The organism is Escherichia sp. WS33 (assembly GCF_046486385.1).
GTDB lineage: Bacteria > Pseudomonadota > Gammaproteobacteria > Enterobacterales > Enterobacteriaceae > ECMA0423.
The window spans coordinates 39,781-66,595 of the sequence record NZ_JBJQLJ010000021.1 but is presented as its reverse complement, the minus strand read 5'-3'; the positions used below and the strand labels follow the sequence as shown (position 1 = coordinate 66,595).

Annotated in this window: 27 protein-coding genes and 1 pseudogene; 8 read left to right on the top strand and 20 right to left on the bottom strand. The window is 51.2% G+C overall.

Annotation, left to right across the window (positions count from 1 at the left end; translation table 11 throughout):
- Positions 1-9 precede the first annotated feature (9 nt).
- The 3 genes from ubiE to udp form a co-directional block, all read right to left on the bottom strand.
- A complete protein-coding gene (gene ubiE, locus ACJHXA_RS16980; RefSeq protein ID WP_000227958.1) occupies positions 10-765 on the bottom strand; it encodes a bifunctional demethylmenaquinone methyltransferase/2-methoxy-6-polyprenyl-1,4-benzoquinol methylase UbiE in 756 nt (251 codons plus the stop codon).
- 94 nt (positions 766-859) lie between these two features.
- The gene (gene rmuC, locus ACJHXA_RS16975) at positions 860-2,287 is read right to left on the bottom strand and encodes a DNA recombination protein RmuC (protein WP_000347714.1); all 1,428 of its coding nucleotides are present in this window, start codon (positions 2,285-2,287) and stop codon (positions 860-862) included.
- 140 nt (positions 2,288-2,427) lie between these two features.
- The gene (udp, locus tag ACJHXA_RS16970; RefSeq protein WP_000045180.1) at positions 2,428-3,189 is read right to left on the bottom strand and encodes a uridine phosphorylase; all 762 of its coding nucleotides are present in this window, start codon (positions 3,187-3,189) and stop codon (positions 2,428-2,430) included.
- A gap of 261 nt (positions 3,190-3,450) precedes the next feature.
- On the opposite strand from udp, the gene ACJHXA_RS16965 reads away from it, so the two are divergent.
- A complete protein-coding gene (locus tag ACJHXA_RS16965) occupies positions 3,451-4,266 on the top strand; it encodes a dienelactone hydrolase family protein (protein WP_001296987.1) in 816 nt (271 codons plus the stop codon).
- Between the two features lie 38 nt (positions 4,267-4,304).
- Here the strand turns inward: ACJHXA_RS16965 and metE are convergent, their stop codons facing one another.
- Positions 4,305-6,566 carry a 5-methyltetrahydropteroyltriglutamate--homocysteine S-methyltransferase gene (gene metE / locus ACJHXA_RS16960; RefSeq protein ID WP_000153974.1) on the bottom strand — a complete coding sequence of 754 codons (2,262 nt, stop codon included), beginning with the start codon at positions 6,564-6,566 and terminating at the stop codon, positions 4,305-4,307.
- Between the two features lie 117 nt (positions 6,567-6,683).
- Here metE and metR point away from each other — a divergent pair, with 117 nt between their 5' ends.
- Positions 6,684-7,637 carry an HTH-type transcriptional regulator MetR gene (metR, locus tag ACJHXA_RS16955; RefSeq protein WP_000573621.1) on the top strand — a complete coding sequence of 318 codons (954 nt, stop codon included), beginning with the start codon at positions 6,684-6,686 and terminating at the stop codon, positions 7,635-7,637.
- Here metR and bioP read toward each other — a convergent pair.
- From bioP to pldB, 3 genes are all read right to left on the bottom strand, one after another.
- Positions 7,525-8,424 carry a biotin transporter gene (bioP, locus tag ACJHXA_RS16950; protein ID WP_001196238.1) on the bottom strand — a complete coding sequence of 300 codons (900 nt, stop codon included), beginning with the start codon at positions 8,422-8,424 and terminating at the stop codon, positions 7,525-7,527. The two genes, metR and bioP, sit on opposite strands and share 113 nt — an antisense overlap.
- 75 nt (positions 8,425-8,499) lie before the next feature.
- The gene (gene yigL, locus ACJHXA_RS16945; protein WP_000285353.1) at positions 8,500-9,300 is read right to left on the bottom strand and encodes a sugar/pyridoxal phosphate phosphatase YigL; all 801 of its coding nucleotides are present in this window, start codon (positions 9,298-9,300) and stop codon (positions 8,500-8,502) included.
- Between the two features lie 7 nt (positions 9,301-9,307).
- A complete protein-coding gene (gene pldB / locus ACJHXA_RS16940) occupies positions 9,308-10,330 on the bottom strand; it encodes a lysophospholipase L2 (protein WP_000487654.1) in 1,023 nt (340 codons plus the stop codon).
- Positions 10,331-10,440: 110 nt separating this feature from the next.
- Between pldB and rhtB the strand changes: the two genes are divergently transcribed.
- The gene (gene rhtB, locus ACJHXA_RS16935; protein WP_000171710.1) at positions 10,441-11,061 is read left to right on the top strand and encodes a homoserine/homoserine lactone efflux protein; all 621 of its coding nucleotides are present in this window, start codon (positions 10,441-10,443) and stop codon (positions 11,059-11,061) included.
- A gap of 61 nt (positions 11,062-11,122) precedes the next feature.
- On the opposite strand, the gene rhtC is transcribed toward rhtB, so the two are convergent.
- From rhtC to pldA, 3 genes are all read right to left on the bottom strand, one after another.
- The gene (gene rhtC, locus ACJHXA_RS16930) at positions 11,123-11,743 is read right to left on the bottom strand and encodes a threonine export protein RhtC (RefSeq protein ID WP_000928824.1); all 621 of its coding nucleotides are present in this window, start codon (positions 11,741-11,743) and stop codon (positions 11,123-11,125) included.
- A gap of 63 nt (positions 11,744-11,806) precedes the next feature.
- Entirely contained in the window at positions 11,807-13,636 is a 1,830-nt protein-coding gene (gene recQ / locus ACJHXA_RS16925; RefSeq protein WP_001346040.1) for an ATP-dependent DNA helicase RecQ, read from the bottom strand.
- A 132-nt stretch (positions 13,637-13,768) separates the two neighbouring features.
- Positions 13,769-14,638: a phospholipase A gene (gene pldA / locus ACJHXA_RS16920; protein ID WP_078046122.1), complete on the bottom strand. Its 870-nt coding sequence runs from the start codon at positions 14,636-14,638 to the stop codon at positions 13,769-13,771.
- Positions 14,639-14,802: 164 nt separating this feature from the next.
- Here pldA and yigI point away from each other — a divergent pair, with 164 nt between their 5' ends.
- Both yigI and rarD read left to right on the top strand, forming a co-directional pair.
- Entirely contained in the window at positions 14,803-15,270 is a 468-nt protein-coding gene (gene yigI, locus ACJHXA_RS16915; RefSeq protein WP_001277142.1) for an acyl-CoA thioesterase YigI, read from the top strand.
- 51 nt (positions 15,271-15,321) lie between these two features.
- Positions 15,322-16,209: an EamA family transporter RarD gene (rarD, locus tag ACJHXA_RS16910; protein ID WP_000339103.1), complete on the top strand. Its 888-nt coding sequence runs from the start codon at positions 15,322-15,324 to the stop codon at positions 16,207-16,209.
- Positions 16,210-16,255: 46 nt separating this feature from the next.
- On the opposite strand, the gene ACJHXA_RS16905 is transcribed toward rarD, so the two are convergent.
- On the bottom strand, positions 16,256-16,555 hold the full coding sequence (locus ACJHXA_RS16905) for a hypothetical protein (RefSeq protein WP_283512328.1): 300 nt from the start codon (positions 16,553-16,555) through the stop codon (positions 16,256-16,258).
- 623 nt (positions 16,556-17,178) lie between these two features.
- Positions 17,179-17,325, bottom strand: a pseudogene (locus ACJHXA_RS16900) (CorA family divalent cation transporter); the annotation flags it as partial.
- A gap of 186 nt (positions 17,326-17,511) precedes the next feature.
- Here ACJHXA_RS16900 and ACJHXA_RS16895 point away from each other — a divergent pair.
- Together ACJHXA_RS16895 and ACJHXA_RS16890 are read left to right on the top strand one after the other, a co-directional pair.
- Positions 17,512-18,360: a YPO3983 family protein gene (locus tag ACJHXA_RS16895; protein ID WP_001059699.1), complete on the top strand. Its 849-nt coding sequence runs from the start codon at positions 17,512-17,514 to the stop codon at positions 18,358-18,360.
- Entirely contained in the window at positions 18,357-18,836 is a 480-nt protein-coding gene (locus ACJHXA_RS16890) for a DUF943 family protein (RefSeq protein ID WP_000837561.1), read from the top strand. The genes ACJHXA_RS16895 and ACJHXA_RS16890 overlap by 4 nt, the downstream gene beginning before the upstream one ends.
- Positions 18,837-18,889: 53 nt before the next feature.
- Here the strand turns inward: ACJHXA_RS16890 and corA are convergent, their stop codons facing one another.
- Positions 18,890-19,840 carry a magnesium/cobalt transporter CorA gene (gene corA / locus ACJHXA_RS16885; protein WP_000947159.1) on the bottom strand — a complete coding sequence of 317 codons (951 nt, stop codon included), beginning with the start codon at positions 19,838-19,840 and terminating at the stop codon, positions 18,890-18,892.
- 151 nt (positions 19,841-19,991) lie between these two features.
- Positions 19,992-20,048, bottom strand: a complete 57-nt coding sequence (ysgD, locus tag ACJHXA_RS16880) for a protein YsgD (protein WP_211180520.1) — start codon at positions 20,046-20,048, stop codon at positions 19,992-19,994.
- Positions 20,049-20,209: 161 nt separating this feature from the next.
- Here ysgD and ACJHXA_RS16875 point away from each other — a divergent pair, with 161 nt between their 5' ends.
- The gene (locus ACJHXA_RS16875) at positions 20,210-20,974 is read left to right on the top strand and encodes a phosphodiester glycosidase family protein (protein ID WP_000951164.1); all 765 of its coding nucleotides are present in this window, start codon (positions 20,210-20,212) and stop codon (positions 20,972-20,974) included.
- A gap of 146 nt (positions 20,975-21,120) precedes the next feature.
- On the opposite strand, the gene uvrD is transcribed toward ACJHXA_RS16875, so the two are convergent.
- The 6 genes from uvrD to lptM form a co-directional block, all read right to left on the bottom strand.
- Complete coding sequence (gene uvrD / locus ACJHXA_RS16870; RefSeq protein WP_000383406.1) at positions 21,121-23,283, bottom strand: DNA helicase II; 2,163 nt, start codon at positions 23,281-23,283, stop codon at positions 21,121-21,123.
- Positions 23,284-23,366: 83 nt separating this feature from the next.
- Positions 23,367-24,083 (bottom strand): 5-amino-6-(5-phospho-D-ribitylamino)uracil phosphatase YigB, encoded by a 717-nt coding sequence (gene yigB / locus ACJHXA_RS16865; RefSeq protein ID WP_001213584.1) that lies wholly within the window; start codon positions 24,081-24,083, stop codon positions 23,367-23,369.
- Positions 24,083-24,979, bottom strand: a complete 897-nt coding sequence (xerC, locus tag ACJHXA_RS16860) for a tyrosine recombinase XerC (protein WP_000130691.1) — start codon at positions 24,977-24,979, stop codon at positions 24,083-24,085. Before xerC ends, yigB begins: the two co-directional genes overlap by 1 nt.
- Positions 24,976-25,683, bottom strand: a complete 708-nt coding sequence (locus tag ACJHXA_RS16855; RefSeq protein WP_000812796.1) for a DUF484 domain-containing protein — start codon at positions 25,681-25,683, stop codon at positions 24,976-24,978. The genes xerC and ACJHXA_RS16855 overlap by 4 nt, the downstream gene beginning before the upstream one ends.
- Positions 25,680-26,504: a diaminopimelate epimerase gene (gene dapF / locus ACJHXA_RS16850; protein ID WP_001160654.1), complete on the bottom strand. Its 825-nt coding sequence runs from the start codon at positions 26,502-26,504 to the stop codon at positions 25,680-25,682. Before dapF ends, ACJHXA_RS16855 begins: the two co-directional genes overlap by 4 nt.
- A 36-nt stretch (positions 26,505-26,540) precedes the next feature.
- Positions 26,541-26,744: an LPS translocon maturation chaperone LptM gene (lptM, locus tag ACJHXA_RS16845; RefSeq protein WP_000799884.1), complete on the bottom strand. Its 204-nt coding sequence runs from the start codon at positions 26,742-26,744 to the stop codon at positions 26,541-26,543.
- Positions 26,745-26,815 lie beyond the last annotated feature (71 nt).

Below are 26,815 nucleotides of genomic sequence, written 5' to 3'. Positions count from 1 at the left end.
GGTCTCCTGTCAGAACTTATAACCACGATGCAGCGCCACAACCCCTGCCGTCAGATTGTAGTAGTCGACACTTTCGAATCCGGCATCCTGCATCATGGCTTTCAGGGTATCCTGATCGGGATGCATACGGATGGATTCTGCCAGATAACGGTAGCTGTCGGCGTCGTTCGCGACCAGTGAGCCAATACGCGGCAGCACATGGAAGGAGTATGCATCATAGGCTTTGCTCAGCGGCTCGATAATTGGCTTCGAGAACTCAAGCACCAGCAGGCGGCCGCCGGGTTTCAGCACGCGATACATTGAACGCAGTGCTTTATCTTTGTCGGTGACGTTACGCAGACCAAACGAAATGGTGATGCAATCAAAGGTGTTATCCGGGAACGGCAGCGCCTCAGCGTTCGCCTGAACATACTCAACGTTGCCAATCACACCGATATTACGCAGCTTCTCGCGTCCCATTTTGAGCATGGATTCATTGATATCAGCAAGGACCACTTTGCCAGTTTCTCCGACCAGGCGGGAGAATTTCGCTGTCAGGTCGCCGGTGCCACCAGCCAGATCCAGCACGGTCTGCCCACGGCGTACGCCGCTGCAATCAATAGTGAATCGCTTCCACAAACGATGAATACCAAATGACATCAAATCATTCATGACATCGTATTTTGATGCCACGGAATGGAAAACGTGGGCGACCATATCCGCTTTTTGTTCCTTCGCGACGGTCTGAAAACCAAAGTGCGTCGTTTCTTGTGACTTATCCACCATCTCAATGCCTGCTCATCAAAAAATTGTTCCAGAAGTGTAACAGATTGGGCGTCGATGCCCTAGATTTCTACCCGGCTTAACTACCCCTAATGGGCTAGCGCGACTGCTGATTATATTCATCATCGCGTTGATAAGCTTCATCATTCGGCTGCTCCGGAACCGACCGAAGTCGATACTCTTCATCCTGGCTCACCGCCTGTTCAGCCAAATCCGGATTAATCTCGCGTTTAATTTCTACTCCTAAACCGCGAAACGCTTCTGCCTGCGCCAGCACATTTCCGCGACCTGAAGAGAGTTTTTTCATTGCCTGGCGGTAGTTATCCTGCGCTTTGTCGAGACTTTGACCAATCGCGGACATGTCATCGATGAACAAACGCATCTTGTCGTACAGCTTGCTGGCACGATCGGCGATTTGCTGGGCGTTGCGGCTTTGATGCTCATAACGCCACAGGTTGGCAATAGTACGCAACGCCACCAGCAGCGTAGTCGGGCTAACCAGCATGATATTGTTTTTCAACGCTTCGGTGATCAGCTCCGGCTGGCGGTCAAGCGCCAGTAAAAAAGCGGGTTCAACGGGAATAAACATCAGCACGTAATCCAGAGTTCGCAGCCCCGGCAGCTGTTGATAATCTTTGCGTCCCAGCAAACGGATATGGTTACGCACCGACGCGATATGTTCCTGTAGCGCGCTTTCGCGGGTGTAGTCATCTTCGGCGTTGAAATAGCGTTCATAGGCGACCAGCGTCATTTTGGCGTCGATCACCACATCTTTTCCCTGCGGCAGCCGCACGATGACATCCGGTTGCATCCGCGAGCGGGCGTCATTTTCGATGCTGACCTGGGTTTCATATTCATACCCTTCACGCAGACCGGAAGCCTCCAGCACCCGCGTCAATACTACCTCGCCCCAGTTGCCCTGGGTTTTATTGTCGCCTTTCAGCGCGCGCGTCAGGTTGATCGCTTCCTGGGCCATTTGCGCGTTGAGTTGCTGGAGATTGCGAATTTCGTGGGTCAGGGTATGGCGTTCTTGTGCTTCTTTACCGAAGCTGTCCTGAACCTGACGGCGGAAACCGTCCAGTTGTTCACGTAGCGGCGACAACAGGCTGTTCAGACTCTGACGGTTTTGCTCATCAACCCGGCGATTGCTGTGCTCAAAAATACGGTTGGCGAGGTTTTCAAACTGCTCACTGAGGCGCTGCTCGCTGTTAATCATCTGGCGAATTTTATCGTCAGCATGTTGCTGTGCGGCTTCCATCCGCGTGGTTACTTCACGCAGATCGGCCTCCAGAGAGGTGTTAATACTTTGCAGGCTGCGCACTTCGTTATTGAGTAACTCGCACTCTGCACGCCAGTGCTCGCTTTGGGTAATTTGTTGTTTTGCCGCGCTTAACTCCGCGACCATCTCTTCACGTTCAGCTAATTGCTCGGCTTTTTGCTGCGCATGTTGATAACTGGCAAACAGCCAGCCAATTGCCACACCCACCAACGCAATAACTGCGTAAACCATGATTGAGAAATCCACAACGCCTCCTGACGCAACAACTTACCCGCACAAAATAGAATTGTGCTGTACAAACGTCCAGTTGGAAAGGCATTTCCTGCGAGGCGCTACGCAAAAATACAAAAGGCCGAACGCGTCGGCCTTCAGACAGGAGAAGAGAATTACAGCAGACGACGCGCCGCTTCCACCACGATTTTCACCGCTTGGCTTTCAGTTTGTTTCATCGTCTCAGCATTCGGGATCTCTTGCTGGGTGCGGTTAACGATAACACCCGCTACCATACCGGCACGCAGGCCCTGACTTGCACACATGGTCAGCAGGGTTGCAGATTCCATTTCATAGTTCATTACGCCCATCGCCTGCCACTCTTCCATAGAACCTTTAAAGTGACGAACTACGCGACCAGAGTAAGTATCGTAACGTTCCTGGCCTGGGTAGAAGGTATCAGAAGAAGCTGTCACGCCAACGTGAGTTGTCGCGCCAATAGATTTCGCAGCTTCAACCAGCGCAGTCGTACATTCGAAATCAGCGACAGCCGGGAATTCCAGCGGTGCGAAGTGCAGGCTCGCGCCATCCAGACGGACAGACGCCGTGGTAACCAGGACATCACCCACATTAATATGCGGCTGAATAGCGCCCGTTGTACCGATACGCAGGAAGGTGCGAATGCCCAGCTGTGCCAGCTCTTCAACAGCAATAGAGGTAGACGGGCCGCCGATACCGGTAGAGCAGACGATAACAGGTTTACCATCCAGCTCTGCACGCCAGGTAGTGAATTCGCGGTGAGATGCCAGCTTAACCGGCTTATCCATCAGCGCGGCGATCTTTTCCACACGATCCGGGTCGCCAGGGACGATGGCAAGCGTAGCCCCTTGTAAATCGTTTTTAGTGAGGCCGAGATGAAAAACATCAGACTTGGACATATACAACTCCTCTGTGAATCGGTTTAGTCAGAAGAAGCAAAAAGACACTTTACCGAAGGGTTTAACATTTTTTCGTGATACTCATCACCATGATGCAAATGCGTTGCATAAATTTACCCATCAAAAGTGATGTAAATCACATAAATCACTCTTCATTCTGCAGGACTGCATAAAAGATGAGCCGATTCAGGCAATGTGATTTGTTGCATGCTGACTATAGTTAACATTGCGCAACATTTTTATAAGGGTACGGAGAATACCATGGCAACAACACAACAATCTGGATTTGCACCTGCTGCATCGCCTCTCGCTTCTACCATCGTTCAGACCCCGGACGACGCGATTGTGGCGGGCTTCACCTCTATCCCTTCACAAGGGGATAACATGCCTGCTTACCATGCCAGACCAAAGCAAAGCGATGGCCCACTGCCAGTGGTCATTGTAGTGCAGGAAATTTTTGGCGTGCATGAACATATCCGCGACATTTGTCGCCGTCTGGCGCTGGAGGGGTATCTGGCTATCGCACCTGAACTTTACTTCCGCGAAGGCGATCCGAATGATTTTGCCGATATCCCCACGTTGCTTAGCGGTCTGGTAGCAAAAGTGCCTGACTCGCAGGTGCTGGCCGATCTCGATCATGTCGCCAGTTGGGCTTCCCGCAACGGCGGCGATGTTCATCGTTTAATGATCACCGGATTCTGCTGGGGTGGACGTATCACCTGGCTGTATGCCGCGCATAATCCACAGCTAAAAGCCGCAGTGGCGTGGTACGGCAAACTGACGGGTGACAAGTCGCTGAATTCACCGAAACAACCTGTTGATATCGCAACCGATCTTAACGCGCCGGTTCTCGGCTTATATGGCGGTCAGGATAACAGCATTCCGCAGGAGAGCGTTGAAACCATGCGCCAGGCGCTGCGGGCTGCTAATGCGAAAGCAGAGATTATCGTGTACCCGGATGCCGGGCATGCATTCAACGCTGATTATCGCCCGAGCTATCATGCCGAATCTGCGAAAGATGGCTGGCAGCGTATGCTGGAATGGTTTAAGCAGTATGGTGGGAAGAAGTCGCTGTAATGAGAAAAGACCGGGTGGTATTACCACCCGGTTTGGATTTACCCCCGACGCAAGTTCTGCGCCGCCTGCACCATATTCGCCAGTGCTGCGCGGGTTTCTGGCCAGCCGCGCGTTTTCAGGCCACAGTCCGGGTTGACCCACAGGCGCTCTGCCGGAATGCGTTTTGCCGCTTTCTTCAGCAGGGCTTCAATCCATTCCACGCTCGGTACGTTTGGCGAGTGAATGTCATAGACGCCTGGACCGATTTCATTTGGATAATCAAACTCTTCAAACGACTCCAGCAACTCCATGTCGGAACGCGAGGTTTCGATGGTGATGACGTCTGCGTCCAGCGCCGCAATCGAATCCATGATGTCGTTGAACTCGCAATAACACATGTGAGTGTGGATTTGTGTGTCATCTTTCGCCACGGCGGCGTTGATACGGAAGGCCTCTACGCCCCACTGGAGATAGGCGTCCCAGTCGCTACGACGCAGTGGTAAACCTTCGCGCAGCGCCGGTTCGTCAATCTGGATGATACCAATCCCTGCCGCTTCCAGATCGGCCACCTCATCACGCAGCGCCAGCGCAATCTGTTTGGCGATGGTTTCACGGCTGACATCTTCACGCGGGAACGACCAGCAGAGTATGGTCACCGGCCCCGTCAGCATCCCTTTCACCGGTTTGTCGGTCAGCGATTGCGCATACTTCGCCCACTCCACGGTAATCGGTGCCGGGCGACTAACGTCACCAATAACAATCGGTGGCTTCACGCAGCGGGAACCGTAGCTCTGTACCCAACCGTTTTGCGTAAAGACAAACCCGTCGAGGTGCTCGCCAAAGTATTCCACCATGTCATTACGCTCGGCCTCGCCATGTACCAGCACATCCAGTCCCAAACGTTCCTGTTCAACAATGGCCTGCCTGATATGTTCCGCAATGCCCGTGCGGTAGTTATTGGCGTCGAGATTGCCCTTTTTGAAATCCAGACGCAGGGTACGAATTTCCGTGGTTTGCGGGAAAGAACCAATCGTGGTGGTCGGCCACGCTGGCAGTTTAAAACGCGCACGCTGGGCTTCGGCACGCACTTCATAGACATTCGCACGCTGGCTGTCCTGGGCGGTGATCGCCGCCAGACGCTTTTCTACCGCCGGATTATGTACGCGGGTAGAGTGACGACGTGCCTGAATCGGGGCGCTCCACTCTGCCAGAGCTGCCGTGTCACCACTGTTCAGCGCATCGCGCAGCAGTGCCAGTTCATGGCATTTTTGTAGGGCGAAGGCAAACCAGCTTTTCACTTCTGCATCAAGACGCGTTTCCACGCTCAGGTCGATGGGGCTGTGCAGCAACGAGCAGGAAGATGCCACCCACAAATCACGTTTGCCGACAATGTCCTTAATTTGCGCATATTTCTCGGTAAGATCGGCGCGCCAGACGTTACGACCATTGATCAGACCCGCAGACAGCAACCAGTCAGAAGGCAGGCGCTTGTGCAGTTCAGCAACGTCATCTTTACCATGTACGAGGTCAACATGCAGACCCTGAACAGGCAGCGCAGTAATCGTGTCGAGATTTGGCGTTACGCCTTCAAAATAGGTGGTCAGCAGCAGTTTCACCTGTCCCTGGAGCGCGTCGTAAGCGGGTTTGTATGCGTCCAGCCACGCCTGTGGTAGTTCCAGTACCAGCGCGGGTTCATCAATCTGTACCCACTCGATGCCGCGTTTCGCCAGTTCTGCCAGCACTTGCTGATAAACCGGCAGAATGTCGTTCAGCAGGCTAAGGCGGTCAAACTGTTCACCTTTCACTTTCCCCAGCCACAGGTAAGTAACCGGCCCCAGCAGCACAGGCTTAACGTTGTGGCCCAGCGCCAGCGCCTCGTCCACTTCCTCCAGCAGCTGCGTCCAGGTCAGTTTGAACTGTTGGCCTTTAACGAATTCCGGCACCATGTAGTGATAGTTGGTGTTAAACCATTTGGTCATTTCCGCTGCCGCCGCAGGTTCGCCAGTCGGCGCACGTCCACGACCAATACGGAACAGGGTGTCGATATCTACCGAACCGTCTTTGTTCTGATGACGTGGCGGAACATTACCCAGCAGCAGACTGGTGGTCAGAACATGATCGTACCAGGCAAAATCGCCCACCGGCAGCAGGTCGATACCCGCTTGCTTTTGTTGATCCCAGTGACGAGCACGCAGTTCACGCCCTACTGTCAGCAGTTCTTCACGCGTGGAGTTCCCCGCCCAATAACTTTCTTGCGCTTTTTTCAGCTCGCGACGCAGGCCAACGCGAGGGAAACCGAGGGTGTGATTAAGAATTGTCATTATATGCCCCTTATGGAATTTTTAGTATTTAGCCGTCCAGATGTTTACACATCCATAATTGGCGGTTACTGTATATTCCTCAAGCGCAAATTATTCATGCCGAAGTGAAGGACTTTCATGATCGAAGTAAAACACCTGAAAACGCTACAAGCGTTGCGGAACTGCGGCTCTCTCGCAGCCGCTGCGGCGACGTTGCATCAGACGCAATCCGCCCTGTCTCACCAGTTTAGCGATCTGGAACAACGCCTTGGCTTCCGGCTATTTGTGCGTAAGAGCCAGCCGCTACGCTTTACACCGCAGGGAGAAATCCTGTTGCAACTGGCAAACCAGGTGCTGCCGCAAATTAGCCAGGCACTGCAAGCCTGCAATGAACCGCAGCAGACGCGTCTGCGCATTGCCATTGAGTGCCATAGCTGTATTCAGTGGCTGACGCCCGCGTTAGAAAATTTCCATAAGAACTGGCCGCAGGTAGAGATGGATTTTAAATCGGGCGTGACGTTTGACCCGCAGCCCGCGTTGCAACAGGGCGAGCTGGATCTGGTGATGACCTCCGATATCCTGCCGCGCAGTGGCCTGCATTATTCGCCGATGTTCGACTATGAAGTGCGTCTGGTGTTAGCACCTGACCATCCACTGGCGGCGAAAACGCGAATTACACCGGAAGATCTCGCCAGCGAGACGCTGTTGATTTATCCGGTGCAGCGTAGTCGACTGGATGTCTGGCGGCATTTTCTTCAGCCGGCAGGCGTCAGCCCGTCACTGAAAAGCGTCGATAACACCTTATTGTTGATTCAGATGGTTGCCGCGCGGATGGGTATTGCCGCGCTACCGCATTGGGTAGTAGAGAGTTTTGAGCGCCAGGGTCTGGTGGTGACCAAAACCCTGGGCGAAGGCTTGTGGAGCCGACTGTACGCCGCCGTGCGCGATGGCGAGCAGCGTCAGCCAGTTACGGAAGCGTTTATTCGCTCAGCGCGCAATCACGCCTGCGATCATCTGCCGTTTGTGAAGAGCGCGGAGCGACCCACTTACGATGCACCCACAGTGAGGCCAGGATCACCAGCGCGCCTGTAATAAACGTTGGCCAGTGCGGCTGTTGGTGCCAGATAGCCAGGTTTACCAGCAGCCCTGCCGGAACGTGCATATTATTCATAATGCCCAGCGTTCCGGCGTCCACCTGCGTCGCGCCGTAGTTCCACATAAAGTAGCCAATCCCGGAAGCCACCACGCCAAGAAACACCAGAATGCCCCATTGCAGCGTGGTTTGCGGCATTTTCTGCGCATTTCCCAGCAAGAACCATGCAATTACCGCCACCAGGAACGCGCCAAGATAGAACCACGCAAAGGCGTTATGCTGCGGCATCGGGCGAGTTTCCATCAGGCGTTTGTAACCCACCATGCCGATGGCAAAAGTGATATTGGAGAGTTGCACCAGCAACAAGCCAGTCCAGAAATGGTCGGTGACCTGATCATAGCGAATAATCCCGGCACCAATCACCGCCAGCAAGGCGCTAAAAGCATAGCCCCAGCGCAGACGGCGCTTACTCATGATGTCATAAATCAGCGTGATGTAGAGCGGCGTCAGCACGGTGAACAGCAGCAGCTCGGAAACCGTCAGGTAGAGATAAGCGCGGAAACTCAGCATATACATCACGCCGAGCTGCATCGCGCCCACCAGCATATACAGGCCGACTGTTTTCAGGCTATTGCCACGGGTACGCAGAAACGGCAGAAAAACGAGTGCCGCCAGGCCAACGCGCACCAGCACCGCAAAATAGCTATCGACGTGCCCCGCAAGGTACTCGCCATAAAAGCTAAAGGAGAAGGCCCACAGAATCGTGGTGATGATAAGTAGCGCCACAATGGAAAACTCTTTGATTAACGAGTATCCATTGTAGCGAAGTATCAGGTTGACAACTGACCAAATAAAGAACGATTACGATAAATAGAGTTTACGCAGATAATGCGGCACCGCGTCTTCGGCGTTAGTACCAATCACTTCCAGCTCGGGATGAAGGTCTTTCAGACGCTGGTGCGCACTGCCCATAATGCAGCCTTTCCCCGCCATCGACAGCATTTCGGCGTCGTTCATCCCGTCACCAAACGCAATACAATCCTTCAGGCTGTAGCCCAGTTTCTTCGCCACTGCTTCCAGCGCATGGCCTTTCGACACGCCGCCCGCCATCACTTCCAGACAGGTTAAGGTAGAGAAACTGACGTTGACGCGATCGCCCCAGCGAGCGTTAATCGCCTGCTCCAGCGGCAGCAGTTGTTCATGGGAATCGCAGGTGAAAAACACTTTGCTGACGCCTTCCGGCTCCAGTAATCCAGGCTCATACAGCGCATATTTGAACACCGCTTCTTTAAAAAAGCGCATCTCTTCCGGGCGATGGCGATTCATAAACCATTCGTCGTCGCGATAAACGTTAGTAATGATGTCCGGATTGTCGTTGACTACGCCAAACAGATCGCTGGCAATGTCGCGATCCAGGTTATGAGCAAAAATCAGATTACCATCCAGATCGTGAACGCGCGCACCATTGGAGGTAATCATGTAAGACTTAATCTCCAGATTATCGCGAATTTGCCCCACATCAACGTGGTGACGACCGGTCGCAAACACAAAGTTGATGCCGCGCGCGGTGAGCAGCTTCAGAGTTTCTTTGGCGTAAGGGGATAACGTATGGTCGGGAGAAAGTAACGTGCCATCTAAATCAGACGCAACAACCTGGTACATAAGAAATTTAAACCTCTGTAGAGCGGTTTCCGCTGGGTGAGTTATGCCTGTTGAAAAAATCAACGATGGCGTGGAGCGCGACTGAGCGCATTGCGTCCTTTTCAAAAAGGATCTCATGGTAAGCACCTTTAATTACCAACGGTCGTCCTCCTTCGACAGGATGGCCCGCGGCGGTGCGGAGTTCACAAAAACGGTCATGCATGCGGTTATCCACCACGCGTTCCTCTTCAGCTTGTAAGAGAAGCGTTGGCGTGGCGTCATCACCCGCACCGGCTAACACCTGTTCGCCAGCCAGAATACTTTCGCGTACCCAATGGTAGGTCGGCCCACCGACGCGAATCGTTGGGTCATCAGCATAGAAGCGTAAGTTACGTCGATATCGCTGTCTGCTGTGGGTCAGTACGTTGATAGCAAACGGCAACGCGCGCCAGCGCCCGGTGCCTATTGCATAGCCATCACGGAAACGTGGATGCGCTTCGGCCCAGTTGAGGATCTGCCGTGCCATAAATGACGGCATACGAATCACGATCCCAAACATTGGCGCAGTTAGCGCAATGGCGTCACATACACCTGGATGGCGTTGCAGAAATAATGTGGAGATCGCACCGCCCATCGAATGTGCCAGTATATAGCGTTTACGCCACGGACCGGGCTGAACCTCCTGCTGCCAGAATGCCGCCAGATCATCAACATAATCATTAAAGCGATTAACATGCCCGAGATGCGGATCGGCTAACAGGCGACCGGAACGTCCCTGCCCGCGATGGTCGATGATTAAGACATCAAACCCCAAATGGAACAGGTCATAGGCCAGTTCCGCATATTTTACGTAGCTCTCAATACGCCCCGGGCAGATGACTACCACCCGGTCATGGTGCTGTGCGCGAAAACGGACAAAGCGCACCGGAATGTCATCCACACCAGTAAACTCTGCTTCATCACGCTGACGCCAGAAATCAGTCAGCGGTCCCATGGTAAAAGCAGCAAACGCGTTTTCTCTTGTTTCCCAGTCTTTTTGCTGCTGAAACATCGGGTAATCTGCCTCTTAAACCACGTAAAATCGTTTTTTTTAGCGTGCCTGACACAACGCTGCGACAGTAGCGTATTGTGGCACAAAAATAGACACACCGGGAGTTCATCATGACCTTAGAATGGTGGTTTGCCTACCTGCTGACATCGATCATTTTAAGCCTGTCGCCAGGCTCTGGTGCAATCAACACTATGACCACCTCGCTCAACCACGGTTATCGCGGCGCGGTGGCGTCTATTGCTGGGCTTCAAACCGGACTGGCGATTCATATTGTGCTGGTTGGCGTGGGGTTGGGGACGCTATTTTCCCGCTCAGTGATTGCGTTTGAAGTGTTGAAGTGGGCAGGCGCGGCTTACTTGATTTGGCTGGGAATCCAGCAGTGGCGCGCCGCTGGTGCAATTGACCTTAAATCGCTGGCCTCTACTCAATCGCGTCGACATTTGTTCCAGCGCGCAGTTTTTGTGAATCTCACCAATCCCAAAAGTATTGTGTTTCTGGCGGCGCTATTTCCGCAATTCATCATGCCGCAACAGCCGCAACTGATGCAGTATATCGTGCTCGGCGTCACCACTATTGTGGTCGATATTATTGTGATGATCGGTTACGCCACCCTTGCTCAACGGATTGCTCTATGGATTAAAGGACCAAAGCAGATGAAGGCGCTGAATAAGATTTTCGGCTCGTTGTTTATGCTGGTGGGAGCGCTGTTAGCATCGGCGAGGCATGCGTGAAAAATAATGTCGGATGCGGCGTAAACGCCTTATCCGACTTACTCTGAAGACGCGTCTGGCATCACCGCGAAATAATCAAATGAATGCCAAATCCGGCAAATAACGCCCCGGCAAAACCATCAATCCACTTCGCCAGACGTTGATAACCACGGCGCATTTGCGGCAGGGCAAACAGGCTGGCAACGACGGTAAACCACGCCAGCGTTTCGACAATGATCAGCGCAAAAATGCCCCAGCGCGCGGTAGTGCCAACGTTATCACCGACAAACAATGAGAACACCGAGCCAAAGTAGATAATCGCTTTCGGATTAGCGAGATTGGTCAGTAAACCTTTCAGGAAACTGCGCCCACTTTTCGCCAGCTCGACCTGTGGCGCAGGTGCAGAAACTGCCTCTTTTTTCAGCGCGCCGCGCAGCATCTGGTAACCCATCCAGCAGAGATACAGGCCACCGCCAACCATAATCAGCGTATGCAGCCAGGCCATTTTTTCGATAATCAAATGCAGGCCAAGCAACGCAATCCCAGCCCAAACCATTACGCCGCAGGTAATGCCCAGCACGCCCATCATCGCTTCTTTACGGGAACGACTGACAGCGGTCTGAGAGACAAAAAAGAAATCGGGACCGGGGCTCATAAGCGCCACAATGTGCACCATGGCGACGGTGAGAAATAACATCAACATACATTTGACTCGCGGGGGAAACGTTTACGGAGTCTTCATCCTGGCACTTTTTTATGCTGCTGACTACTCTTCGTCATCGCCATCAACATGCGCACGAATCAGCGCCATAAACGGTTTGCCAAAGCGTTCCAGCTTGCGCATCCCAACACCGTTAACGCTGAGCATTTCGCTGGCGGTGATCGGCATCTGTTCAGCCATCTCAATCAAGGTTGCGTCGTTAAACACCACGTACGGCGGGACATTACTTTCATCGGCAATCGATTTACGCAGTTTGCGTAATTTGGCGAACAGTTTGCGATCATAGTTGCCGCCGAACGATTTCTGCATCGCTTTCGGTTTGAGCGCCACGATACGCGGCACGGCAAGTTGCAAAGAGGATTCGCCGCGCAGCACCGGACGCGCGGCCTCTGTCAGTTGGAGGGCAGAATGCTGGGCAATATTTTGCGTCACCAGGCCGAGGTGAATCAACTGGCGGATCACGCTCACCCAATGTTCATGACTTTTATCACGGCCCATACCGTAGACTTTTAGTTTGTCATGACCATAGTCGCGGATACGCTGGTTATTAGCGCCGCGAATCACTTCCACCACATAGCCCATACCAAAACGCTGATTCACACGACCAATGGTGGAAAGGGCAATCTGAGCATCGGTTGAACCGTCGTACTGTTTCGGCGGATCGAGGCAGATATCGCAGTTCCCGCACGGCTCCTGACGCCCTTCGCCAAAATAGTTCAGCAGTACCAGACGACGGCAAGTTTGCGCTTCGGCAAAAGCGCCCATCGCATTGAGTTTATGACGTTCGATATCCTGCAACTGCCCCTGCGGCTTCTCTTCCAGACAACGGCGCAGCCACGCCATATCGGCCGGATCGTAAAACAGCATCGCTTCCGCGGGCAGGCCATCACGCCCGGCGCGACCGGTTTCCTGATAATAGGATTCGATATTGCGCGGAATATCAAAGTGGACCACGAAGCGAACGTTTGGTTTATTGATGCCCATGCCGAACGCCACCGTCGCCACCACAATTTGCAGGTCATCGCGCTGGAATTTCTCCTGCACGTCGGCGCGGACATTATTTTCCAGCCCGGCATGATAGGCCGCCGCGCTAATACCCTTGCTTTGCAGGCGCGCAGCGGTGTCTTCTACTTTCGCCCGGCTGTTGCAGTAGATAATGCCGGACTTACCGCGCTGTTCCTGCACGTAGCGCATCAACTGATCGAGCGGTTTGAACTTCTCCATCAGCATGTAGCGAATATTCGGACGGTCAAAACTGTTGATTTGAATCAGCGGATCGTTCAGCCCCAGCAGGCGCACGATATCCTGGCGCGTGGTGTCGTCGGCTGTGGCGGTCAGCGCCATAAACGGCAGCGTCGGGAACCGCTGGCGCAACTGACCGAGCGCGGCATATTCCGGGCGGAAATCGTGGCCCCATTGGGAGATACAGTGCGCTTCATCAACGGCTAATAACACCGGATTCCAGTGCGCCAGATGCTCAAGAAAGTTATCCAGCATCAGGCGTTCCGGGGCGATATAAAGCAGACGAATTTGCCCGGTGCGGCAGCCTGTCATCACTTCAAGTTGCTGTTCGCGGGTTTGCGTCGAGTTAAGGCACGCCGCCGCCACGCCGTTGGCTTGCAGTTGATCCACCTGATCTTTCATCAACGAAATCAGCGGTGAAACAACCACGGTAAGGCCGTTTAGCAATAAGGCAGGAATTTGATAGCAAAGGGATTTTCCGCCACCGGTGGGCATGACGACCAGGCAATCGCGACCGGAAAGCACAGTGTCGATAATTTCTTCCTGGCCGGGGCGAAACTGTTGGTAGCCAAAGGTTTCTTGTAAAACCTGTTTAGCTCCGGACTCCAGATTCAACACTTCCGCCTGCGCCACATTCACCCCGATTGCCTGAAATAAAAACAGGCGCTATTTTCAGCGCCTGCGCGAGAAACTGCAATGCTTTTAGTCTCTGAGAGGGTAATCCTGGATGCTGGATTCCAGATTTGCCAACCACTCAACCGTTCATCAAAACAAATCGTTTAGCATAACCCCCACACCGACACGGGTCTGGTTGAAGTTATAGTCGATGAGCGATTCGCCATAGCCGCTGTAAACCTGAGTATAAAGGCGCACATGTTTGGTGATCGGGTAACTTAAGCCTAACTCCGCGCCGCCGTAGCCGGTGTTCCAGTTGTACTGTCCTTTCGCACTGAGCACCGCATCACCGAGGTGATAGCCGATTTTAAGCTGGTAGTAACCCATATATTTGGTGATATCCGGGTTATCGTCAGTATTACCCACCACATACCACGGCTTCACTTCTACCAGCCAGTTACCGTTTTCTGCCATCAGGCGAGTATAAAGGCGGTTCCAGCTGCGGGAGGTCGGGTCGGAACGCCCGTTAGAGTCGTGGTTATACCCCATCTCCACATCGCGCAGCGTCCAACCTGCAAAACGGTAATCGGTGGCAAAACCGAGGAACAATTGCGGTTCGTAGTTGGTTTCACGAAACGGTGAAGACTCTTCGCTATTGGACAGTTGCCACCAGGATTTTTGCGTATAAGACGCACCCAACACCGAGTTCGGGCCTAAAATCCCACGCCACAGCGGAAATGCCAGGCTCAACTGAAACTTTACTTCATCCTTACGCGCATTTTCCGCCCAGTCGTAACTGGCAATCGCTTCTTTATTCAGATCGCTGGTTTGGGTGTAAATGAGGTAGTTGGTGTCATAAGGATAGAGCGTGAACGGATTGTCATGCTCCTGCAGCATATTGGCGATAATACTGCCACGCACCGCTGGCGCGTCATACACCTCTTTCACCGTTGCCTCTTGTGCATATACTGCCATAGGCAACATAAACACCGGCAACAACCAGCCCTGCAGAGTCCGCATCGGTCGTGTTCTCCGTAACGAATTATTGATAAGGTGAATATTTTTCTGCGGGCTATTTTACATACTTAACTCCATAGCCGTTAGTTATCCCTTCCTAAAGTAGAAACCAACAACAAAGAAGCATAAAATCAACATTTCATTAACTAATGAAGTGTAAGGATGATATGTCTGCCGTACTGACCGCTGAACAAGCCCTGAAATTAGTGGGTGAGATGTTTGTTTATCACATGCCATTTAACCGCGCATTGGGGATGGAACTGGAGCGTTACGAAAAAGAGTTCGCACAGCTGGCCTTTAAAAATCAGCCAATGATGGTGGGCAACTGGGCGCAAAGCATTTTGCACGGCGGGGTCATTGCGTCGGCGCTGGATGTCGCCGCCGGTCTGGTGTGCGTGGGAAGTACCTTAACCCGCCACGAAACCATCAGTGAAGATGAACTACGCCAGCGGCTATCGCGGATGGGGACCATTGATCTTCGCGTTGATTATCTGCGCCCAGGCAGGGGCGAGCGTTTTACTGCTACCAGTAGCCTGTTGCGTGCAGGCAATAAAGTCGCCGTCGCCCGCGTTGAATTACACAATGAAGAACAGCTTTATATTGCCAGTGCCACCGCCACCTATATGGTAGGTTGAAGACATAAAAGCAGGTAAACTGCTGTTACCAATTAAAAATGAGTATTCCCGATGGATGCAAAACAAACGCGGCAGGGCGTATTACTCGCTCTTGCCGCTTATTTTATTTGGGGTATAGCGCCAGCGTACTTCAAGTTGATTTACTACGTGCCTGCCGATGAAATCCTGACGCATCGCGTGATCTGGTCGTTTTTCTTTATGGTGGTGCTGATGAGCATTTGCCGCCAGTGGTCCTATTTAAAAACGCTGATTCAGACGCCACAGAAAATTTTTATGCTGGCAGTCTCTGCCGTGCTGATTGGTGGCAACTGGCTACTGTTTATCTGGGCGGTGAACAATCACCATATGCTGGAAGCGAGCCTTGGTTACTTTATTAACCCGCTGGTGAACATTGTGCTGGGGATGATTTTCCTCGGCGAGCGATTCCGCCGGATGCAATGGCTGGCGGTGATTCTGGCGATATGTGGCGTGTTAGTCCAGCTGTGGACTTTTGGTTCGCTACCTATTATCGCGCTGGGACTGGCATTTAGTTTTGCCTTCTACGGTCTGGTACGCAAGAAGATTGCCGTTGAAGCGCAAACCGGCATGTTAATCGAAACCATGTGGCTGCTGCCCGTGGCGGCAATTTACCTGTTTGCTATTGCCGACAGCTCAACCAGCCATATGGGGCAAAACCCGATGTCGCTGAATTTACTGCTGATCGCCGCCGGTATTGTCACTACCGTACCGCTGTTGTGTTTTACCGCCGCTGCCACGCGCTTGCGTCTCTCAACGTTAGGCTTTTTCCAGTACATTGGCCCGACGCTGATGTTCCTGCTGGCTGTGACGTTTTATGGTGAAAAACCGGGTGCCGATAAGATGGTGACTTTCGCCTTTATTTGGGTGGCGCTGGCAATTTTTGTGATGGATGCGATTTATACGCAGCGTAGAAAAAGTTAAGAATTAACATGGGTAGGCCGTTTAAAGAGCCTACCCACTGACTTATTTATCTTTTTTTGAAAAAAATTAAGATAAGAAAAAGAACAATATTTATTACAGGAAATACCCCCAAAACTCCCCAGTACTTACTCCATCCTAGAGACATCGTATATCTACCAAGGATTTGACAAAACCCAAAACTTAACCCTATACCTATACTTCTTAAATTTAATGTCGTAGTCAGGCTTAAAATAAATAGAACAAGGATGGTAATAGCCCACCACAATAACCATGCCTTAACAAAATCAGATTTTTTGCTGTAAGGTTCTTTACCCAAGAACAACTGCCAAAAGTTACCATTTCCCATATAGAATCCATTCACCCAAGATATTGTTTATAGAATAAAAATACATTTCAATTATATTTAATTAAAATATACCCCATCAATAAAAACTTACACACTCTAAATTACTACTGTATAGTTATCAATGCAAAGACTGCTATATTGCATATATATATGCAAACCACATAATTCAGGTAATATATATTCAAAACAATTATATATAAAACAGTGTAAAAATGTTCAAATCATCCATCAGAAATATATTCTACCCATCCAGGCTTGAGCGTTTATCACGCTTTCAGTTCATAATCTATACATTAACATCATGGTCAATATTAATAACTTTGAATGATATCAACCTGGCTTTGAGTTTTATTCTGGTTATTAATAATACCTATGTAAATATCAATATTGGAGCAAAAAGAATAAGAGATACTGGATGTAAGGCAATCTACTTTGTATTGATTTCATTGGGCTTGACACTTTTTTCTATTATCTCTGCAGCAATTGAAGGGATGAGATGTGAGTCATTAAGCGTCCAACTCAACGTGGCATGGATATTATTCACAACAATTATGTTATCTGCGATTCCCTCGGCTAAAATGTCGCTGTCAGCACACTAACTTACTCACAGCGACATCGTATAGTTACAGCCAGTTCTTACGCTTAAAGTACAGATACGGTGTCAGGCCCGCGAGGATCATAAAGATAATCGCGCCAGGGTAGCCAAAGCTCCACTTCAGTTCTGGCATAAACTCAAAGTTCATGCCATAGCTGGAGGCAATCCGCGTAGGAAAAAGTTTCCTAATCGGTAAATTCAACATTTTGTTATTAACAATGAGCAAGACCAATCATTAACGAGGTTCTCTTCAGAGATGTAATGAAAAAATGTGAAATGTACTTCTTTTTTAAATATTTTTTTACCCTAGCATTTGTTCTCGAATTGACATTGAGCTTAAATATAACCAAGGCAAATGCAAATGAATAACATATTACTTCCGCCAATTAATATTCCCTGTACACTTTTCGAAACTATTAGTTTATTCGATGATTTTTCTGCTGATGATATGCAATATGGTGATATGGTAGAACAAGACTTTCTCTCACTCGGCCTAAGCGATATCTCAGCAAAAGTTGATCCTTACAGACTTATTAAATACCATTTCCCTGGCCCAGGTTCTATTAATGTTGCTTTTAGTGCCTCAAGTTCCGGAACAAAAATATCACAACGTGAATGCACTGATATTTTATTTGCAGAAATGAAAGAACTAGCAAAAATGTTTTCCTTTTTTGGACAAAATAAAACACTTATCGAAGATCTGATTGAACATTTTAGATATGGAAATGGCAGCAATTTTCATAGCCAACAATTAAATTTATCTTTTCATGAAAAAATAAATAAATATGGTTATAATAGTCCAATACGAATAATCAAAGAATGTATCGAAAATGGCATTAATTCAACTCCCTCGACAGGATACCAACCTCTTATCCTGCAAAGCATTAAAACCAAATTACTTTCATCAAGACTAAATAAATTTAATGACTTCGAGGACAGTTTTAATGGCTTAGGAATCAGTGTTCATGATATTTCAGCTCAAAAAATATCTCTTTTAAGTTTTCAAAACTACGCTATAGGATGGAGTGCAACAATTCATTTTGTAGCACAGGACCACTTCGGTCTTGATGTAACTGATATCAAAAACAAGACTTACAGCAAATATAGATTTTTTCGCATATGGTTCTTTTTACAACGGCATAAAGACTTTGCTTTCAAACCTTTTTTCACCAATTTTAACACTATCGAAAGAATCGAAAATTATCTATGAAAAGCAAACTCCAGAAAATTATATTATGTTTATTTCTTCTATGCTGCATCTATAATTTATGGACATTGCGTCCTGTACAGATTTTGTATACATACTCTGATGCTGGCAATTCAGTCTTTCTGGTCGTTGATCATCTGCCATGGACTGACAGCGATAAAATAAATTGGTATCTGAAGCATCAGAATGAAATTAAAAATCAACATCCCCTACCAGAAGGTAGTTGGCATACCTGGTATGTCATTGATATCGGTAATGGCTTCACTGACTATAAAAAATATATCGAAGGGCCGTATGAAGATCTCTACTGTTTCCCGACAATTAAGAGCAATGATAATTGCATCGTGAAAAATTACTTAATGGTTATTAATGAATACCCTTATCGTAACACTCATATTGGTATTAACGATTTTACTGAGTATCAATTAACACAAGAAAATAAAATAGAGCGAGTTTTCAATCCGCATGACTTTAAATAAGACAATTTTTAGAAATAAGCCGGATAAAAAAATAGCTTTATCCGGCACTCATATTACAGCCAGTTCTTGCGCTTAAAGTACAGATACGGTGCCAGGCCCGCGAGGATCATAAAGATAATCGCGCCTGGGTAGCCGAAACTCCACTTCAGTTCTGGCATAAACTCAAAGTTCATCCCATAGCTGGAAGCAACGAGCGTCGGCGGCAGGAATACCACGGATACCACCGAGAAGATTTTGATGATGCGGTTCTGCTCGATGTTGATAAAGCCCATCGCCGCCTGCATCAGGAAGTTCACCTTCTGGAACAGGGATTCGTTATGCGGCAGCAGGGATTCGATATCTCGCAGGATTTCACGCGCCTGCTCCAGTTGCCCACCCGGTAAACGCGCCTTGCGTACCAGGAAGTTGAGCGCACGCTGGGTATCCATCAGACACAGGCGAACTTTCCAGCCGATATCTTCCAGTTCCGCCAGCGTGGAGAGCGCCTCATCGTACTCATCGCCCTGATGCCCTTCCATAATTACCCGGCTCAACTGCTCCAGATCGCTGTAGATATTTTCAATTTCATCTGCCAGCTGTTCGATTTTGGTTTCGAACAGATCCAACAGCAGCTCGTAGGCGTTACCGTCCACCATTGACTGGCTACGGGCGCGCATACGATACAGACGGAATGCAGGCAGTTCACGCTCACGCAGAGTAAACAGACGACCATCACGGATGGTAAATGCCACAGTGGAGTTACCGGCGTGATCTTCCGCATCTTCAAAGAAGAAGAAGGAGTGAATATGCAGGCCGTCATCGTCTTCAAAGAAACGTGCCGATGCTTCGATGTCTTCCAGTTCCGGGCGGGTTGCCAGGCTCTGGCCAAGTTCAGATTGTACGCGCAGTCGCTCGTCGTCGTCCGGTTCGACAAGATCAATCCATACTGCATTTACAAGGGGTTGTGACTCTTCGACTTCCAGCCGGGTCAGTCGGTTATTTTCCAGTTGAAATGCGCTCAGCATGACCGGGACTCCCAATGCTTAAAATATCGGACAGTTCGGTGGGCACACAGAAACAAATTGGGTTTCAGACCATTAAACAGCCTGACTCAGCGCGACGGGAAAAATTGAGGTCGCTGACAACCGCTAAGGCTATCAGCAAAAAGGGATAGCCTTAGGAGTTGATCCTGGATGACAGGATAGTGAGCCAGTATCTACTGGGTGTGTCCAAGGCGAATGTCCTCTTAGAGTGATCGTGCGCGCATGTTACGCCAGCAAAATTTTGCCGTCAACACGCAACAGAACACCACAGAACAATAGTTGAACTTCGCGCTTTTTGGTACTCGTCAAGGTCGCTAACAGGATAAAAAAATCCAACATCCAGGACCTATAATGGCGCATCGGCTACTCATTGGTAAAGGAATGATCACCTTGAATCTCAAACGGATTTTTCTCGCCCTCACCTTACTTCCCTTGTTTGCTGTTGCCGCTGATGATTGCGCACTCTCAGATCCGACGCTGACCGTACAGGCGTATACCGTTAATCCTCAAACAGAGCGGGTGAAAATGTACTGGCAAAAAGCCAATGGCGAAGCGTGGGGAACTTTACATGCTCTGCTGGCGGATATGAATAGTCAGGGTCAGGTGCAGATGGCGATGAACGGCGGCATCTATGATGAAAGCTATGCGCCGCTCGGTTTGTACATCGAAAACGGTCAGCAGAAGGTGGCGTTAAATCTCGCTTCAGGTGAAGGGAATTTCTTTATCCGTCCTGGCGGCGTGTTTTATGTCGCGGGAGATAAAGTCGGCATCGTTCGTCTGGATGCCTTCAAAACCAGTAAAGAGATTCAGTTTGCGGTGCAGTCAGGGCCAATGTTGATGGAAAACAGTGTAATTAATCCGCGTATTCATCCCAACGTCGCCTCACGTAAAATTCGTAACGGTGTTGGGATTAATAAACATGGGAATGCCGTGTTTTTGTTGAGCCAGCAGGCGACAAATTTTTATGATTTTGCCTGTTATGCCAAAGCGAAACTGAACGTTGAGCAGCTGCTTTATCTTGATGGCACGATTTCACATATGTATATGAAAGGCGGGGCAATCCCGTGGCAACGCTATCCTTTTGTCACCATGATTTCCGTAGAGCGGAAAGGTTAAAACGATAGTTTTGTGTCAGATACTGAAGATGGCGCAGATGCCGGATGCGGCGTAAACGCCCTATCCGGCCTACATGACGTTGCAATTTATTGAATATGAATGATTTTTTAGGCCAAATAAGGTGCGCAGCACCGCATCCGGCAACGTTACACCGACTCCAGCCGGGCGTATGCCGCCACCAGCCATTTAATACCCTGGCCCTGGAATGCCACCTGCAAACGGCTATGCTCGCCGCTGCCTTCCATATTGACGATGGTGCCTTCACCAAACTTAGCGTGGCGTACACGCTGACCGAGCTTGTAGCCGCTGTCGTTCTCGACCATCGGCGTCCCCATCCGTTGATGGCTGACCGGACGACTTACCGTAGCGCGCAGGCGCACCTCTTCCACACACTCTTCCGGCAGCTCGCCGATAAAGCGCGACGGGCGATGGTAAACCTCTTTACCATACAGACGGCGGGTTTCCGCGTAGGTCAGCGTCAGTTTCTGCATCGCGCGGGTTACACCAACGTAGGCCAGACGGCGTTCTTCTTCCAGACGCCCGCCTTCATCCAGCGACATCTGGCTTGGGAACATACCCTCTTCCATACCGACAATAAACACCTGCGGGAACTCCAGGCCTTTCGCCGAGTGCAGCGTCATCAACTGCACTGCATCCTGCCAGGTATCCGCCTGCCCCTCGCCCGCTTCCAGCGCCGCATGGGAGAGGAATGCCTGCAGCGGCATTAAATCTTCATCTTCTTCGTTGTAGCTGAACTGGCGCGTTGCCGTCACCAGTTCCTCTAAGTTTTCGATACGCGTCTGGCCTTTTTCGCCCTTCTCCTGCTCGTACATGGTGCGCAGGCCGGAGTCTTTAATTACCCGGTCAGTCTGTACATGCAGCGGCATATCGGCAGTTTCTTGCGCTAAGGCATCGATTAATTCCATAAATCGCTGCAAGGCGCTGGCAGCTCGCCCGGCGAGGGCTTTTTCCTGCAACAGTTCACGACATGCCTGCCAGAGTGTTAACTGGCGATCGCGCGATGTCTGACGTACCACGTCCAGCGTCCGGTCACCAATACCCCGCGTTGGCGTATTCACCACGCGCTCAAACGCCGCGTCGTCGTTACGGTTGGCAATCAGACGCAGATACGAGAGCGCGTCTTTGATTTCCTGGCGTTCGAAGAAGCGCATCCCGCCGTAAATACGGTACGGCATACTGGCCTGCAACAGTGCTTCTTCCAGTACACGCGACTGGGCGTTACTGCGGTAGAGAATGGCGCACTCGGCAAGCGCCCCGCCGTTGTCCTGCCAGGTTTTGATGCGGTTAACCACAAAACGCGCTTCATCGAGTTCGTTAAAAGCGCAATAGAGGGAAATAGGCTCACCGTCCGCGCCATCGGTCCACAGTTTTTTACCCAGACGCCCGTTATTGTTTTCAATCAGGGCGTTAGCGGCGCTCAGAATATTGCTGGTAGAGCGGTAGTTTTGCTCCAGACGAATAGTTTCGGCACCGGGGAAATCATTAAGGAAACGCTGAATATTCTCCACCTGCGCCCCGCGCCAGCCGTAGATTGACTGGTCGTCATCACCGACGATCATCACTTTGCCGGTGTCGCCCGCCAGCAGGCGGATCCACGCGTACTGAATGTTGTTGGTATCCTGGAATTCGTCCACCAGGATATTGGTAAAACGTTCGCGGTAGTGTTGTAGGATATGCGGCTTGTTAAGCCACAGTTCGTGAGCGCGCAGCAGCAGCTCGGCGAAGTCCACCAGGCCCGCGCGGTCACACGCTTCCTGATACGCCTGATACACCTTCTGCCAGGTCTGCTCCACCGGATTACCGTAGCTTTGAATATGATGCGGACGCAGGCCTTCATCTTTCTGGCTGTTGATGTACCACATTGCCTGGCGCGGCGGCCACTGCTTCTCGTCGAGGTTCATGGCTTTGATCAGACGCTTAAGCAGGCGCAGCTGGTCCTCGCTATCGAGGATCTGGAAATCCTGCGGCAGATTGGCGTCCATATGGTGCGCACGCAGCAGGCGGTGCGCCAGCCCGTGGAAGGTGCCGACCCACATGCCGCCCTGGCTGGTGCCCATCAGTTGCCCGATACGATGACGCATCTCCGCCGCCGCTTTGTTGGTAAACGTCACCGCCATAATCGAGTATGGCGAGCAGTTTTCCACGCTCATCAGCCAGGCGATACGATGCACCAGTACGCGCGTCTTACCACTGCCCGCGCCCGCCAGCACCAGAAGGTTGCTGCGTGGCGCGGCCACCGCTTCGCGCTGTTTGTCATTAAGGCTGTCGAGCAGGTAAGAAACGTCCATTGGCACCGCCGCGTAAAAATAGGTTGGGCGGAGAAGCGCAACGCCCTCCGCCAAAAAGCTGGGTATATATACAGATTTGCTGATTATATCAGCGAGGTCAGAGATGCCAACCGGGAAATTTCCAGATGCGGCAGTAAACGGCTGTCCCAGGTTTGCATCAGATCGCCATTTTCCGGTCTGATCCAACAAGCCTGCATTCCGCTGCGAATTGCCCCACCCACGTCAGTGGTGAGATCGTCCCCAACATGTAAGATCTCGCCGATCGGCACGTTGAGTTTTTCCGCAGCCAAAAAGTACATATCGCTGAACGGTTTTGAGCGCCCGTGCGGGCCAGCGCGCAGCACAAACTCAAAATAATCCCCCAAACCAAACAGTTCCGGCTGGGCGTTACCGTTGGTGATCGCCACCAGCGGCCATTTCTTCGCCAGCTGTTTTAAGGTGTCGTGAGTTTGCTGCGGGACGTCGATTCGGCTGCGCCATTTGGCAAAGTTAATCATTGCTGCGTGTGCGCCTGCACTGGCTTCTTCGGCACTCAGCCCGGCGTCGAGCATCGCTTGTTCAATCGAACGAAAACGCCAACGCGTCACGTCGTGATAAATCTCGGGTTCCGCTTCCCGTACCGCCTGGCGCAGGCGTTGCAGATCTTCATTCTGGAAGCTGCGCAGCGCCGGATGATAATTTTGCACAAAGGTAAGCGCCTCTCGCTCGGTGCGCAAAATCACCGGACGGTTATCGTAAAGGGTATCATCCAGGTCAAAGGTGAGCGCCGAGATGCGCCCCAAAGGCCGGTAAAAACGCATTATTTCCCCCGTTTGGCGCGTGGATGCGCCGCATCGTACACCGAGGCAAGGTGTTGAAAATCAAGATGAGTATAGATTTGCGTGGTGGAGAGGTTGGCATGACCCAGCAGCTCCTGCACACCACGAAGATCGCCGCTCGACTCCAGCATATGCGTAGCGAACGAGTGACGTAATTTATGTGGGTGAACGTGATTATTCAGCCCTTGTTTTATGCCCCATTCGGCAAAGCGTTTCTGCACATTACGCGCGGAGATACGCTTGCCCAGTTTCGACAGAAAAAGCGCGTCGTCTTCGCTACCAAACAGGTCGCGCAAATCAAGCCAGTGCTCAATCCACGCCACAGCGTTGCGACCAATCGGCAGGCGGCGCTCTTTGCTGCCTTTCCCCATTACCCACACTTCACCAGACTCCAGGTCGAGGTGTTTGATATCCAGCCCCACCAGCTCGGAAAGACGCAGACCCGCGCCGTACATCACTTCCAGCATTGCACGGTCGCGTACAGCGAGGGGATCGTTGATATCAATATCCAGCAGCCGATTCATATCGTCGACGTCGATGTTTTTCGGCAGATGACGCGGCGCTTTCGGTGCCGAAACTCCTTTCGCCGGGTTAGCTTTGAGTTCGTTCTGGCTGACCAGCCAGTCAAAAAAGCTACGTAGCGCAGAAAGCCGTAACGCGAGGCTTGCTGCTCCCAGCCCTTTACGGCGACTGCGTACAGCAAAATTGCGCACCATCGTCACATCACATTGCTGCCAGCTTTGCAGGCCGTTTTCGCTGGCAAAATTGATGATCGCCTCAAGCTGACGCTGGTAGTTAAGCAGGGTTATCGGGCTAAGCTGGCGCTCCACGCTCAGATAACGTAGGTAGCGTTCTACATCGGTGTGTAAATCGGTCATACGCGTTCAATCCAACGCTCCAGAAGCTCCGGCAACATCAGCGCAATTTCATGAAGTAACTGCGTTCCTTGCCCTTGTTGATAGTGACTGGCATCGCGACTGGTAAACAGCACGACACCCAAATCAGCATCGCTTCCCAGCATCGACATCGCCACCGATCCCACCGCTTTCGCTTCCGGTAGCACCACCAGCAGCTCTGGTCCGTTAAGCGGCCCAAGATAGTGCTGTTCCTGCCCCAAACGCTGAATACGCAGCGGTTCGAAAGACTGACGGCTTAATGCCAGATGAGTGTGGTTCGACGGCGCACCTAAGCGCCAGCGATCCGGAAACAGGCGCAGACTCGCACCTGCCAGGCCGAGATCGCGCGCCCAGCGGTGAAAGCGCATCAGCATATCGTCGAGACTGCTGGCGGCGGTGAGACTGCGCTGCAGGTAGAGTAGGCGATAAAACAGGCCTTCGTTGGCGATAGCCTGTTCCATCAACAGCGCCATGTTCTCTTCCAGAACATGAATATGATTACGTGCGCGGGCCATGTGCCACTCGACCAACGAAACGGTGCCGCGTACCGGATGCGGCACACGTATCGCTTCTACTGCGCGCGCATTACGGATAAAAAACTCAGGATTTTTAATCAGATAATCGACAACCGCCCGGTCATCAAGCTCCGTGAGTGTTTCCTGCAGTTCTTCCCCTGGTTGCTTCATAGATGAATAAATCCGTCGTAGACATGTACCGCCGGGCCAGTCATATATAACGGGTGACCCGGACCTTTCCAGGCGATATCAAGACGACCGCCGGGGAGTTCCACGCGTACTTCTTCGGCCAGCAAACCTTGCTGAATCCCTACTGCAACCGCCGCACACGCGCCGCTGCCGCAGGCCTGGGTTTCTCCTGCCCCACGCTCATAAACGCGTAAACGAATATGCTCGCGCTTAACCACTTGCATAAAACCGATATTGGCTCGCTCCGGAAAACGCTCGTGGCTTTCCAGAACAGGACCAAGCGTTTCTACCGCCGCGGTATCGACATCATCGACCTGAATCACGCAATGCGGATTTCCCATCGACACCACGCCGCATAAGATTGTCTGCTCGGCGGCGCGCATAATATAGGTCTTTTCCGCTTTGTTAGCGCGAAACGGCACGGCGGAAGGTTCGAAGTTGGGTTCGCCCATATTTACGCGGACCAGATCATCATCGGTGACGGTCAGAACCATCCGCCCGTTGGCGGTGCTGACGCGGATATCGCGCTTATTGGTCAGCCCTTTCAGACGCACAAAACGGGCAAAGCAGCGCGCACCATTGCCGCACTGCGCCACTTCACTGCCATCAGCATTGAAAATGCGATAGTGAAAATCCAGTTCAGGATCATACGGCGGCTCAACCACCAGCAGTTGGTCAAACCCTACTCCCAGGTGCCGATCAGCCAGGCGACGAATCAGCTCCGGTGAAAAAAAGACATTCTGCGTTACCGCGTCGACGACCATAAAATCGTTGCCAAGGCCATGCATTTTCGAGAACTGCATCATTTACTCCAATCACGCGGGTACAGAAACTGACTTTTAGTAATTCACCTGGGATGGACCATCGCCAGTGGCGCGATCGTTTTTATCCGGCACCGTGGATTGCGTTTGCGTCTCTACCGGTTTGGTCGGCGGCGGTGCGTTTTTATCTGCAGGCGGGAAATAGAGCGGACCTTTCAGACCGCAGCCCGTCAGGCTGAAGAGAGTAATTAATACAGTGAGTGCCTTAAACACGTTTTTCATTATGGATTGCCTGTAAAGTTCATCGCTTTCTGCTTTCTATCATCGCAGGAGAAGGCGTAAAAGCAAGCGTT

Excerpts from the sequence above, each read along its gene's own strand:
- metE (WP_000153974.1), bottom strand. The coding sequence starts at position 6,566 with ATGACAATTCTTAATCACACCCTCGGTTTCCCTCGCGTTGGCCTGCGT.
- yigI (WP_001277142.1), top strand. The coding sequence starts at position 14,803 with ATGTCTGCCGTACTGACCGCTGAACAAGCCCTGAAATTAGTGGGTGAG.
- pldB (WP_000487654.1), bottom strand. The coding sequence starts at position 10,330 with ATGTTTCAGCAGCAAAAAGACTGGGAAACAAGAGAAAACGCGTTTGCT.
- dapF (WP_001160654.1), bottom strand. The coding sequence starts at position 26,504 with ATGCAGTTCTCGAAAATGCATGGCCTTGGCAACGATTTTATGGTCGTC.
- pldA (WP_078046122.1), bottom strand. The coding sequence starts at position 14,638 with ATGCGGACTCTGCAGGGCTGGTTGTTGCCGGTGTTTATGTTGCCTATG.
- yigL (WP_000285353.1), bottom strand. The coding sequence starts at position 9,300 with ATGTACCAGGTTGTTGCGTCTGATTTAGATGGCACGTTACTTTCTCCC.
- ACJHXA_RS16855 (WP_000812796.1), bottom strand. The coding sequence starts at position 25,683 with ATGAAGCAACCAGGGGAAGAACTGCAGGAAACACTCACGGAGCTTGAT.
- rhtB (WP_000171710.1), top strand. The coding sequence starts at position 10,441 with ATGACCTTAGAATGGTGGTTTGCCTACCTGCTGACATCGATCATTTTA.
- ACJHXA_RS16895 (WP_001059699.1), top strand. The coding sequence starts at position 17,512 with ATGAATAACATATTACTTCCGCCAATTAATATTCCCTGTACACTTTTC.
- uvrD (WP_000383406.1), bottom strand. The coding sequence starts at position 23,283 with ATGGACGTTTCTTACCTGCTCGACAGCCTTAATGACAAACAGCGCGAA.
- ACJHXA_RS16875 (WP_000951164.1), top strand. The coding sequence starts at position 20,210 with ATGGCGCATCGGCTACTCATTGGTAAAGGAATGATCACCTTGAATCTC.
- udp (WP_000045180.1), bottom strand. The coding sequence starts at position 3,189 with ATGTCCAAGTCTGATGTTTTTCATCTCGGCCTCACTAAAAACGATTTA.
- corA (WP_000947159.1), bottom strand. The coding sequence starts at position 19,840 with ATGCTGAGCGCATTTCAACTGGAAAATAACCGACTGACCCGGCTGGAA.
- metR (WP_000573621.1), top strand. The coding sequence starts at position 6,684 with ATGATCGAAGTAAAACACCTGAAAACGCTACAAGCGTTGCGGAACTGC.
- lptM (WP_000799884.1), bottom strand. The coding sequence starts at position 26,744 with ATGAAAAACGTGTTTAAGGCACTCACTGTATTAATTACTCTCTTCAGC.
- ACJHXA_RS16905 (WP_283512328.1), bottom strand. The coding sequence starts at position 16,555 with ATGGGAAATGGTAACTTTTGGCAGTTGTTCTTGGGTAAAGAACCTTAC.
- ubiE (WP_000227958.1), bottom strand. The coding sequence starts at position 765 with ATGGTGGATAAGTCACAAGAAACGACGCACTTTGGTTTTCAGACCGTC.
- ACJHXA_RS16890 (WP_000837561.1), top strand. The coding sequence starts at position 18,357 with ATGAAAAGCAAACTCCAGAAAATTATATTATGTTTATTTCTTCTATGC.
- rhtC (WP_000928824.1), bottom strand. The coding sequence starts at position 11,743 with ATGTTGATGTTATTTCTCACCGTCGCCATGGTGCACATTGTGGCGCTT.
- rarD (WP_000339103.1), top strand. The coding sequence starts at position 15,322 with ATGGATGCAAAACAAACGCGGCAGGGCGTATTACTCGCTCTTGCCGCT.
- yigB (WP_001213584.1), bottom strand. The coding sequence starts at position 24,083 with ATGCGTTTTTACCGGCCTTTGGGGCGCATCTCGGCGCTCACCTTTGAC.
- ACJHXA_RS16965 (WP_001296987.1), top strand. The coding sequence starts at position 3,451 with ATGGCAACAACACAACAATCTGGATTTGCACCTGCTGCATCGCCTCTC.
- xerC (WP_000130691.1), bottom strand. The coding sequence starts at position 24,979 with ATGACCGATTTACACACCGATGTAGAACGCTACCTACGTTATCTGAGC.